Here is an 11,461-nt window from a genome sequence, read left to right on the forward strand (position 1 = left end):
GGAGGGAGGGGTCATGTCGCGGCGAGGGATTCAGGGGCAAGGGCTTTCGGGCCCACCACCACGGCGGCCCGTTGGAAGGCGTCGAGGTTGCTCAGGCATAGCACCTGGCTGGCATTCTCGGCCGCCTCGTGCCGCGCCAGCACCAGCGCCGCCAGGGTGGCTACATGGCCACTCTGGCCGCAGGCCGCCGCCACACTGAGTACGTCGTTGCTGAGATCGATATCGGGCAGCAGCGTGCCGGCATTGTTCATCAGTTCGATCATGCGGCTGGAGCGCTGGTCGGCATCGGCGTATAGCCGCGTGATCGCGTCCGGGGCGACAGACGCCGCCGACATTGCCTTGCCGCCCAGCTCGGCCAGCAAGGTGGCATCGCCATGGCCGCGGCCATCCGCCGACTGGCCGCGCACGGCCATGCTGGCATGGTGCAGCAGTACCGGCGTGTCCGCCTGCAGCGCCGCCGCCTGGGCCGCATCGGCCAGCAGCAGGCCGGCCGCGCCTTCGCCGGGAATCTGCCCGCCCGGCTGGCCGGTATTGAACAGCAGGCCGCGCGAGGTCCAGTCATGCACGGTCAGCTCGCCGATATGCGAACCGCAGGCCAGCACGATGGCCAGGCACGGCAGCTCCTGCAAGGCCGCCTGCGCGGCCAGCTGTTCGATCAGCGCCAGCGGCCCGCTGTCGCCGGCCAGGTGCACGCTGAGCTTGTCGGGCGGCCAGCCCTGCTGTTGCGCCTGCCCATGCAGCCAGGCGGCGCCCGTGTCGCACTGCGGCTTGTTCCAATCGGGCGGCAACAGCAGATGCAGTTGCAGGGTCGGCAACGGCAGCGCGGCGCGCGATCCCGGTTGTGCCGCCTGGTAGTCGTCGAGCTGCGCGTGCATCGCCGCTTCCTGCATCAGTTCGGTCAATACCTCGGCGCCCAGCGCCAGTGCGCGCAGGTGTTCGGCATCGAAATGCGGTGCTGCGCCCGGCGCCGTATCGGCCGGACGGGTCTGCAGCCAGTCGTCCAGCAGGGCTTTCTGGCCATGTTCATCGAGGTCCGCCACGCGGGCGCTCATCACCGGGTAGCCTTGCGCGTCGGTCAGTTCCGGATCGAGCTCGGGACGCTGCTGCTTGTCCAGCAGCGCGGCCGCCAGTTCCGGCGCCGAGGCGCCACCCGGCATGCGCAGTGCGGCGGCGGCCAGGTGCAGCGGCGCGCGCGGCGCAGGGTCATTGCCGGGCGCCCCGGCGTCGCCGTCGGCGGCGTCAACCAGCGCCGGCACCGCAGCCGGCGCGGCCAGCCTCGTTACCAGTTTCTTGCCCAGCCACCAGCTTATGAGGAGCGCCAGCGGCAATGCCAGCATGCTGCCGGCCAGGTCGCCCGTCGATGGCATGCGCGTGCTGGTGCGCCAGTACCAGATCGCGCCGCCCCAGCATAAGGCGAACACGGCCAGTATCAGCAGGCTGCGCCGCAGCCACGGGCGCATCAGTGCGCTCCCTTGCAGTGGCGACCGGAGGTCATAGCTGATCCGTGGTGGCTTGCTGGCTGGCGATCAGCACCGCGCCACAACTGGTCTTGTCGCCCTGGCGGGCCACCGGCTTGCCATCGACGATCCAGCTGGCGTCGCCGCTGACGATGGGACAGATGCCATGGCCTGGCCGCGGGCACGACACCTTGTCGCCTACGCGCGCAATGCCGATGCCGCCGCTGTCCGTCACCGCCGAGGCCTCCAGCACGCTGCCGCCATGCGATGTCTTGTCGCCCAATCTGATTACGGGACCAGCCATATGTGCTCCTTCCAGTCATCATTGTTTTTTCATTACACCAGGCACGCGCAGTTCGGTGTGGCCGAAGTCCATCATTTTCCAGCGGCCGCCCCACGTCATGCCGACCGATTCGGCCACTTCGCCATACAGCTGATAGCCGCGCATGGCCCACGGATCTTTCTCTGATATCACCAGCTTGCCGTCGCGCAAAAAGGCGCAATCGGCGGCCAGGCCATACTGATGCCAGCTCTGGAACGCGGCCGCATTGGTGACATTGCTGCCCATGCCGGCCAGCATGTTTTGCCGTTCCGGACTGCGGTAACCTTCCAGGATGGCCATGTCGTAGCCATGTTTTTCCTTCATGATCTTGAACACCAGCAGCAGCCTTTGCGCGTATTCGGCATTGAGCAGCGTCCAGTTGCGGCTGGCCGATACCAGCATCGGCCGCACTTGCTGCACTTCCTCGGTGGCAAACACCAGCGGCGGCAGATCCACCGGCGGCACCAGCTGTTCCCCTTGCAGCAGGGCCGACACTTGCGTATTCATTTCGCGCGTCGACACCTCGTAGCCGCCCAACACGTTCTTGCTGCCTGCCAGCAAGGCGATCGCCGGTGGCAGGCACATCACTGCCGCACCGCCCAGAAACAGCAGGTAATGGCGGCGCACGAACGCCGCACTGCCGAGCAAGGTGCTGGCGCCGCCACGGCGCAGCGTGTCCAGTCCGGCGTTCCTGCCCCGGGCCAGCCGCTCGAGCCGCGCCCCGATGCCCTGTTCGGCCGTCGCCAGCGCCCGCATCACCAGTTCGCGGCCGGATGGAAACAGCACGAGCCAGCTGATCAGGCATGCGAGTAAAAAATAGAGTGCCACCGCCAGTAGAAACACGCCCACCCCGTTCCAAAAAAGGCGCCAGGCATGGGCAGTTGAATGCCGCTGTGCCAGCGTTTGCGCTAATATTGCCGCTGAGTATATCTTACTAACTTGCTAATTACGGGGGCTTAGTTTCAATTGTGCGCCGGGTGCACACTGTTGATTTCCTAACATGCGTCACGCTTTTTTTTATTGTCGTAAGGTATTGCAAATATTGACAGGAGTTAAGATTTTGCCAAGCAATGACGACAGCCCGCGGCCATCGACACGGCCCAGCTTATTGACGCCCGCACAACAGGCCGAGGCGGACCGTAGCCGTATCCTCAACCATCTCGAAGGCGGCAAGCGGCCTGCGCCCGTGCCGCTTGGCGGCAGGCGCGCCAGCCGGTGGCCGGTCTGGGGTGGCATGCTGGCCGGCGCCTTGCTGTTGCTGGCCACCGGCGCCTGGCTGGGGCAACGCGAGACGGCGGCGGTGGAGGACCCGGTGTTGCGTAGCACGGCGCCAGCAGCGGAAACACCGGCCGCGGCCACCGCTCCCGTCACCGCCGCGGCCAGCATACGCGAAGAGGAACAGCCGGCGCCGCCGCGGCAGAGCTTGAGCGAAATGCTGGGCGCCGACCTGCCAGCTCCCGTCCCGGCGCCGGTGCCCGGTCCCAGGGATGTACTGAGCAAGGCGCTGGAAAGTCCGCAGAAGAGCGCGCCCAAGCCGGCGCGCGCGCCGCAGAAAAAACCGCCAGCCAAACCGCTCAATCCCGCTGATAAGGCCAAGCCCGCCGCCACGCCGGAACAGGAAAGCGACGTGGCCCTCCTGGCCGCGCTGGTGTCGCATGCCCAGGCTGGCACGCCGCCCAAAAAAGCGCCGTCCAGCCTGCAAGCCCAGTTACAGCAATGCAGCAAGTTGAAACCGGCCGCCGCCGATAGCTGCCGGCAGAGAACTTGCGCCGGCCGTACCGGCAAGCCGCTATGCAAGGCCGCCAGGGCTGCGTCGAAAGGCGCGCAATGAGCGCAGCGCAGCTGGACCAGGTGGGCGCCGCGCTGGGAGCGTTCTCCAGCATCACGCGCTTGTACGAAATCAAGCTTGAAGGCGACAGCGCGCAGGACGCGGACCTGCTTCTGGTGGAAGCGTTCGCCTGCGACGAGCAATTGCAGACGCCCGGCGCGCGCGATGTCATCGTGCTGTCGACCAGCGCGCAGCTGGCGCTGGCACCCATGCTGGGCAAGCTGGCCACGCTGCAAGTGAGCTTGTTTGATGGTAGCCGCGCCAGCTTCAGCGGTCATGTCAGCGAGGCGGCCATGCTGGGCAGCATGGGCGGCCTGGCGCGCTACCGGCTGCGCCTGACGCCCTGGTTGTGGCGGCTGGGCCAGGTGCGTAACAGCAGAGTCTGGCAAGACAAGAGCGTGATCGAGATCGTCGAGTCCGTGTTCCAGTCCTACGCGCCGGCGGCGCGGTGGCGCTGGAGCGATGACACGCGTCCGTTCATGGATGGCGCCGCGGCGCGCAGCTATTGCTGCCAGTACCGCGAGTCGGACCTCGATTTCGTCAGCCGCCTGCTGACCGAAGAAGGGCTGGCGTGGCGCTTCGAGGAACAGGAAGGCGGCCATTGCCTGGTGCTGTTTGCCGACAGCAGCAGCGACAGCGCGGTGCCGGAAGATACTTCCAGCGCGGCTGGCGGCGGTATCCGTTTTCATGGCGCACGCGTCGGCGAGCAGGGCGACACGCTGCAGGCGTTCAGCACGGCGCGTTCGCTGAACACGGCGCTGGCGACCGTGCTCAGTTATGACTACAAGGCCAAGCAGGCGGTCGCGGCCAGCGTGCCGACCCGGACGGCGGTGGGCGGCCAGCATGCGCCGCTGCTGGAAAGCTACGATACGCCGGGCCAGTATTACTATGCCGACTCGGCCCAGGCCAGCCGCTACGCGCTGTTGCGGATGCAATCGATCGAAGCGCGCAGCGAACGCTGCGTTGCCCGTTCGACGGTGCGCACCTTGCGCGCCGGTACGCGCTTCAGCCTGACGCAGGGACCGCTGCAGGCGGCGGGCGGCGACGCGCCGGCCCCCGCTTATACGGTGCTGCGCGTTTGCAGCGTGGGCGTCAACAACCTGCCGGCGCCGGCCAGGCAAGGTCTGGCCGAACTGTTCGGCCCGATCCCGGAACTGCTGCAGGAAAGCCTGGGCACGCTGAACCTGGGCCCGCGCCACATCGAACATTTCGAGCAGGTGATCGCCCAGGCGGTGGCCAGCGGCTACGCCAATCATCTGGAAGCGATTCCCGCCGCTACGCCGTGGCGCCCGGTGCTGGGTGAGAACGGATTGCGCCAGCATCCGAAACCGACCGCCTTCGGCAGCCAGAGCGCCATCGTCGTGGGAGCCGATGGCAATGACGCGGCCAGCGGCGCCGATGAAATATATTGCGACAGCCTGGGCCGGGTGCGCATCCGCTTTCACTGGCAGCAGGAGACTGGCGCAACTTGCTGGGTGCGGGTCGCGCAGCGCGCGGCCGGCGGCGGCATGGGCAGCCAGTTCCTGCCGCGCATCGGCCAGGAAGTGCTGGTGCAGTTCCTGGAAAACGATATCGACCGGCCCATCATCGTCGGCGCGCTGTACAACGGCCAGGGCGAGGGTGGCGGTGCGCCCACGCCGGGCGGCGCCGCCGCTGCCCAGGCCGACACAGACAAACTGTTCGCGCCAGCCCACGACCATGGCGTCACGGCCCAGGGCAACTTGGCGGGCGGCAATAGCCCGCTGTGGCATGGCGCCGCCGGGGCCAGCGCGGCGCACCGCAATGGAGCAGCGCAATGGGGCATCCGCAGCAAGGAGTTCGGCAAGGCGGGCAGCATGGCTGGCTACAACCAGCTGCTGTTCGACGACACCGACAGCCAGGGCCGGGTGCAGCTGAAAAGCAGCCATGCGGCCAGCGAGCTGAGCCTGGGCCATCTGATCCACGCGGCCGACAATTACCGCGGCAGCCTGCGCGGCGCCGGCGCCGAGCTGCGCACGGATGCGTATGGCGCGGTGCGGGCGGGCGCAGGCCTGCTGGTATCCAGTTATGTACTCAACCATGGCGCCGGCGCGCGCGACCCGGCCGGCGACAATGCGCCCGGCATGGCGCTGCTCAAGCAGGCCGCCAAGCTGGGCGAGACCTTCAGCGCGGCGGCCGTCACGCACCAGGGCGTGGCCTATGCGGCGCATCTGGGGGCGACGGCGCTCGGCAGCAGTACGCTCGATGTGAAGGCCGCGCCGTTGCCGGCCTTCCTGACCAGTGCCTCGGGCATGCTGAGCCGCGACAGCGTGGCGGCCGCCAGGAGCGATGCGGCCGGCAAGCCCGTCGCGCCGGCCGACGACAAGCTGCCGCACAGCAGCGACGCCATCATCGCGGTGGCGGCCAAGGGGGGGCTGGGCGTGGTGGCTGGCCAGGATATGCAATTGTCGAATGGCGAAACGGTAACACTGATGAGCGGGCTCGATACGCAGTTCGCCGGCGGCGGCAAGTGGCGATTGCACACGGGCCAGGCGATCGGTCTGCTGGGCGGTGTGGTCAAGCCGGGCGAGGGCGAGCTGGGCATGCAGCTGGTGGCGGCCAGCCAGCCCATCGAGGTGCAAGCCCAGTCCGACGAGATCAAGGTGCAGGCGCGCGAAGAGGTCAATGTCGTCAGCGCCAACGCGCATATCGACTGGGCGGCGGCAAAAAGCATCCGCCTGTCCACGGCGGGCGGCGCCAACATCACCATCGAGGGCGGCAATATCACGATCCAGTGCCCCGGGAAGATCACAGTGTTTGCAGGCAAGAAAAGTTTTCTGGGGCCGACAGGACTCGGTTATCCATTGCCCCGTCTGCCGCGTTCCGAACTGGCGTTGCGGCCCTTGAAATTCTTGCTGCGCCTGGCCGACACGCCGGGGCTGAAAGGCCATGCGCTGGCGCACACGCCGTGGAAGATCACCCATGGCGCGCAGCCCGACGGCATGGATTTCATCGACGACGACAAGCTGGTGGCGCAGGGCAAGACCGATGCATCGGGGAATATCAAGCTCAGCGATGCGGAGGAAGAAAAGCTTGCCGCCGTCTATGCGAGCAATCCGGACCATACATGGATCGTGTATCCGGGCCACAGCGTGCGGCTGAATGTGGAAACCGAATCGCCCGACTGGACTGACAAGGAAAAGCTGTTCCATGCGATGCAGGCGGCGGATTTCAGCGCCGGGCGCTATGCCACCATCTTCGAGGCGGCCGCCGCACCGCAGGCGCGCTATGCGAAAGAAGCGCTGGCCTCGCTTACCCTGAAAAACATCCTGCCGAAGGTGAAAGTCTGATGCTGACGTTTTCCTTCCATGCAAGCCAACCGGCGACACACTGCGACATGCGTCATGACAAATAAAAATATCTCCCAGCTGACGGGCAAGGACGGTACGCCGAGCGCGCCGGCCACGTCGGCGCCTGGCTGTTTCGTGCACGACGGCGAAGAATTGCCGAATTTCCCCGAGCAAAAGTGGGGCAGCATCTTTTCGGAACAGCAAAAGGGCAACCAGGTCGAATTCTATGTCACCGGCGAAGAGTATTTCACGGCAGTGGCGAAAGCCATCGAAGGCGCCAAGAAATCGATTTTCATCACGGGTTGGCAAGTCAATTTCGATGTCGAACTGACGGCGGGCAAGACCTTGTTCGAATGCCTGGAAACGGCGATAAGCAATCCCCACCATCCGAAAGTGTATGTGATGCCGTGGCTTTCGCCCAAGGTTGGGGTCGATACGGGCGACTTCGAAACCGTGCTGGCGATCTTCCAGCTCAATGCAGGCGTCGGCGGCCCCGCCAAGGCGTTCGCCTTGCCGGCGATCGCCCAGAGCGACATGGAAGGCATGCTGGGCATCGGCTTTTCCCATCACCAGAAACTCGTGGTGATCGACAATGAGCGCGCGTTTGTCGGCGGCATCGACCTTGCCTATGGCCGCCGCGACAACGGCAAGTTCGCCCTCAGCCACGGCACGCGCAAGGGCAACGAGGTGTACAACACCTGCATCCCGGCCATCGAGCCGATGAACCATGAAGCGCAAACGGCCTACCTGACGCGCGCCGAACTGCTGGCCGGTTGCATCGGCGGAAAAGTCGGTGGCGCGGCCACGTTTGCCACCTCGGCCACGATCAGGCCGATCGCCGTCGCGCTCGACGTGGTGCAGGACGCCAAGGACGGCATCGCGCGGATATCGAGGAATATTTCCGCCAAATGGGATGCGATCGACCTGATGCCCGACTTTATCGGCAAGCTGCAGGACATACCGATCGATGTCGCGCAGGATATATCGCGCTGGGCTTACGGCCAGCTCGACAAAGGCTTGCGCGACAAGGTCGATGCCGTGCGCACCACGGGCAGCGCGCATGTGATCGACGGCGGCACGGCGCTGATGTCGTGGCTGAACGCCGGCTCGCTGAACAAGCTGCCGCCCGAATTGCGCAGCGGCACGGTCAAGCTGATCGAGACCTTCGTGATCGGCGTCCTCACTTATCTGTCGACCTTGGCCGACGCGCGTCCCACGCGCTATGAAAACCTGAAAAAACTGCGCAAGATCATGCCGACCGGGGCCAAGACCTTCGCCGCCACGCAGCCGCGCATGCCATGGCACGATGTGCATGCGGCCATCGTCGGGCCGTCGGTCAGCGACTTGAGCCGCAATTTCATCGAGCGCTGGAACGGCATTGCCCAGCGATATGAAAAATCGTATCAGGCCAGCATGCCGCCTTCGCTGATCAAGATGTTTCAGGCGCTGGGCATGTCCGGCACGCCCAGGCTGGTCTTGCAGCGCATCGCCGCCGCGCCGCCGCCCAAAACGCCTGCGAAGCCGCCGGGAGATGCTTGGGTGCAAGTGTTGCGCAGCGCGCCGATGAGGTTGCTCAATGACGAGCTGGCCGCACATGCGCGCGGCAGCAAACCCGCGGCCAGGCCGGAATGGCCGCAGAACAACTGTCTGAAGGCGATGCTGACGGCAATTAATGGAGCGCAGAAGTTCATCTACATCGAAGGCCAGTTTTTCCAGTCGGAATATGGTAGCGATGCGAGCAAGACCAGGCCGCTGTCCGGTCCGATGGCGGCGCTGCTCGACATCAGCAAGTCGCCGGCCTATGAAAAGTATGCGCGGCAGCTCGGCGTGTATGGCGTGCCGCCGGCAGACATGATCGACAAGCTGATCTGGTCGCAGATCGACGATGTCAAGGCCGACATTACCGGTGGCGGCAGCGATTTCATGGCCGATCTGTTCAATGTGATGAGCAACTACGCCGATATCACCTCGACCCGCATGATGGGCAAGGAAGAGCCAGGCATCCTCAATCCGATCGGCCTGGCATTGTCGCAGCGCATCGAGCGGGCCATCAACGATGGCTTGCCCTTCCATGTCTACATGGTGCTGCCGGTGCATCCGGAAGGCACGCTCGACACCCTCAATATCATGACGCAGTTGCATTTGACGATGCAGTCGCTGGTGTTCGGCAAGGATAGCCTGGTCAACCGGATCCGGCGCGCCATCCTGGTGCGGGATCTGCGCAAGAGCAAAAAACTGGGGGCGGAAGAGGCCAGGAAAACCGTTGCCGGCTACGCGCCGGACCGGCTGGCCGAACTGGCCGGCGACAAGTGGACCAGCTACCTGACCTTGCTCAACTTGCGTTCCTGGGAAACCCTGGGCACGCGTCACGTGACGGAGCAGATTTATGTGCACTCCAAGCTGCTGATCGCCGACGACAGGGTGGCGATCCTGGGCAGCGCCAATATCAACGACCGCAGCCAGCTGGGCGGGCGCGATTCGGAACTGGCGGTCGTCGTCAGGGATGACAATCAGACCGATGTCGAGCTCGATGGTGTCGATAGCGACAAGGTCAGCGTCAACGTGCATGACTTGCGGGTGCGCCTGTGGAAAAAACTGTTCGGCCTGACCGATGGCGCCACCCCGGCCAAGGGCTTGATCAAGCACCTGTTGCGTCCGGCGGCTCCGGACACCTGGGAGGCGATTCAAAAATTGGCGCTGGTCAATGCGGAAGCGTATGCCAAGGCCTTCGCTTTTCTGGCCCGTCCAAGCGGCAAGCCCAGTTCGATCTGGCCCACCTGGAATGCCAGGACGCGCAGCCTGGAACACCATATGCCGTTCCACGAGCGCTTCTGGCGCGATGCCGATATCTTGCGCGACAAATCGCACTCCTGGGAGGCGCAAACGCGCGCGCCCGAATCGGCGCCGGTGGGCGTGCAGGGTTTTATCGTGGCCTTGCCAGTCACCTGGACGGCAGGCGAAAACAATATTTCAGGCATGAATCTGACCCTGCTGGCCCACCAGGAGAAGAAACCGCCGCGCGATGCAGACCATCCATTGCCGCAAGAGACCTACGCCCAGGTTGAATCAGGCAAGCGCCCGCCAGCCGGGCAGGGCGAAAGCTCGGCCTGAAGAATAGTGCTTTTTTTGATTGGTAGCCATGATGATAGTTTGTCTTCCGCGTTTTGCCGCACGCCATCTCGCCACTCTCCTGCTGTTTGCCGGCGCGTATGGCGAGGGCATGGCCGCCAACCAGGCCGATCCGGCGGCGCCATCGCGCAAGCCCACGGCGCAGGAACTGATGCAAGCGACCGCGCCCGGGTACGCGACGCCGGCCGGCATGGCGCGCGAGTGCCTGGGGCGGCTGGTGTTCGACGTGCATGCACCGGTACAGTGGCCGACCCGCTACAAGGACGCGTCCGACACGGGCATCTTTTACCGGTCTTTCAGCGAAGACGTATTTCACCAGGGTGATGAGATACAGGTTGGAAATGTCCGCATCGGTGTGCTGGGGCCGCTAGGCAAGGAAGATATGGCCGCCTTGCGGGAAGCCATGCCGCAACCCAGGATCGACCGCCTGCAGGCGCTGCTCAAGGACGATGAGGCGGAACTGGCCGCATTGAAAGGCCAGCCCGCCAACGCGAAGACCCGCCAGGCGAGCTATCTGGCGCAGAAGTCGCTCACCGGCAGGCAGGCGCAGATCAAGGAACTGCAAAGCAACTACCAGACATTTGATTCCGGCCTGCCCGACAGTGACGGTTACCGCAGCAGCGAAGGTTCGGGAACGGCCAACCCCACCCGCTATTCCATCTATCGCAGCCACCTGAAGCGCGGCGAGTATGTGTATGTGTTTGAATCCATGCAAGAAATACGCGACAACAATAGCGAGGCGGCGCATGGCCAGCAGTTCATCCGCTTCCTGAAAAGCTTCCGCCCGCGCGCCGCCAATGAAGTGCCGAAAGAGCTGGGCCTGTGCATTCCGCATGGCTTTATCGCTGACGATGGCAAGACGGTCAGCGCTATCCAGCAGTCCTTGCGCTGGCCCGACGCGCCCGGCGTGTTGTATACGATCAGCACCGGCAACGTCGATCCGCGCGCCTTGAAGGTACCGCTGGTCCAGGCTGCCGCCACCGGCGGCATCGGCCAGTTCGGCAGCCGCGGCGAGCAGGAAGCCAAGCCTTTCATTGTCGAACGCATCGCGCCCCGTAGCGTCCGCATCGGCGCGCTGACGGCGCAGCAGGGCGGCGTGGCGCTGAAAGTGGAGCGGCCAGGCAGCGCGCCGTTTGAAACCTATGCGGTATTCACCGGTTATGCGGGATGGCTGGGCACGGCGGTGCTGCCCTACATCCTGATCGAACTTGGCAGCCGCAGCATGGAGCAGGCACCGGAACTGAAGCAGAATCCGCCGCCGTTCAAGTCCAGCTACGCGCGCCTGGAAACCTTGTTGAAGAGTACGCATTTGCGGCCCACCGAACCGGCCATGCCGGAGTTGCGCGGTCTGAGCGGCACGCAATGATTGCTGAGCCGAGATTTCAATCGAAACACTCTTGCTATAAAAAAATTTCTA

General features: G+C 64.9%; 7 protein-coding genes. 4 read left to right on the forward strand and 3 right to left on the reverse strand.

Annotated features, from left to right (window positions below):
- Window positions 1-11: 11 nt before the first annotated feature.
- The 3 genes from CSQ91_RS04790 to CSQ91_RS04800 are packed head-to-tail and all read right to left on the reverse strand — an operon-like array spanning window position 12 to window position 2,622.
- Window positions 12-1,460 (reverse strand): hypothetical protein, encoded by a 1,449-nt coding sequence (locus CSQ91_RS04790; protein ID WP_099387512.1) that lies wholly within the window; start codon window positions 1,458-1,460, stop codon window positions 12-14.
- A 31-nt stretch (window positions 1,461-1,491) separates the two neighbouring features.
- Window positions 1,492-1,761 carry a PAAR domain-containing protein gene (locus CSQ91_RS04795; RefSeq protein ID WP_034788054.1) on the reverse strand — a complete coding sequence of 90 codons (270 nt, stop codon included), beginning with the start codon at window positions 1,759-1,761 and terminating at the stop codon, window positions 1,492-1,494.
- Between the two features lie 18 nt (window positions 1,762-1,779).
- Window positions 1,780-2,622, reverse strand: a complete 843-nt coding sequence (locus CSQ91_RS04800; protein WP_257217220.1) for a M15 family metallopeptidase — start codon at window positions 2,620-2,622, stop codon at window positions 1,780-1,782.
- Window positions 2,623-2,839: 217 nt separating this feature from the next.
- On the opposite strand from CSQ91_RS04800, the gene CSQ91_RS04805 reads away from it, so the two are divergent.
- From CSQ91_RS04805 to CSQ91_RS04820, 4 genes are read left to right on the forward strand one after another with little or no spacing between them, the layout of a single operon-like run.
- On the forward strand, window positions 2,840-3,610 hold the full coding sequence (locus CSQ91_RS04805) for a hypothetical protein (RefSeq protein WP_143450944.1): 771 nt from the start codon (window positions 2,840-2,842) through the stop codon (window positions 3,608-3,610).
- Complete coding sequence (locus CSQ91_RS04810) at window positions 3,607-6,915, forward strand: type VI secretion system Vgr family protein (RefSeq protein WP_099387514.1); 3,309 nt, start codon at window positions 3,607-3,609, stop codon at window positions 6,913-6,915. Before CSQ91_RS04805 ends, CSQ91_RS04810 begins: the two co-directional genes overlap by 4 nt.
- A gap of 54 nt (window positions 6,916-6,969) precedes the next feature.
- Window positions 6,970-10,026, forward strand: coding sequence for a phospholipase (locus CSQ91_RS04815; RefSeq protein WP_180278344.1), 3,057 nt, complete (start codon window positions 6,970-6,972; stop codon window positions 10,024-10,026).
- Between the two features lie 28 nt (window positions 10,027-10,054).
- The gene (locus CSQ91_RS04820; RefSeq protein WP_143450945.1) at window positions 10,055-11,410 is read left to right on the forward strand and encodes a T6SS immunity protein Tli4 family protein; all 1,356 of its coding nucleotides are present in this window, start codon (window positions 10,055-10,057) and stop codon (window positions 11,408-11,410) included.
- The last annotated feature ends 51 nt before the right edge of the window (window positions 11,411-11,461 follow it).

The organism is Janthinobacterium sp. BJB301 (genome assembly GCF_002735685.1).
In the GTDB taxonomy this organism is placed as follows: Bacteria; Pseudomonadota; Gammaproteobacteria; order Burkholderiales; family Burkholderiaceae_D; genus Janthinobacterium; species Janthinobacterium lividum.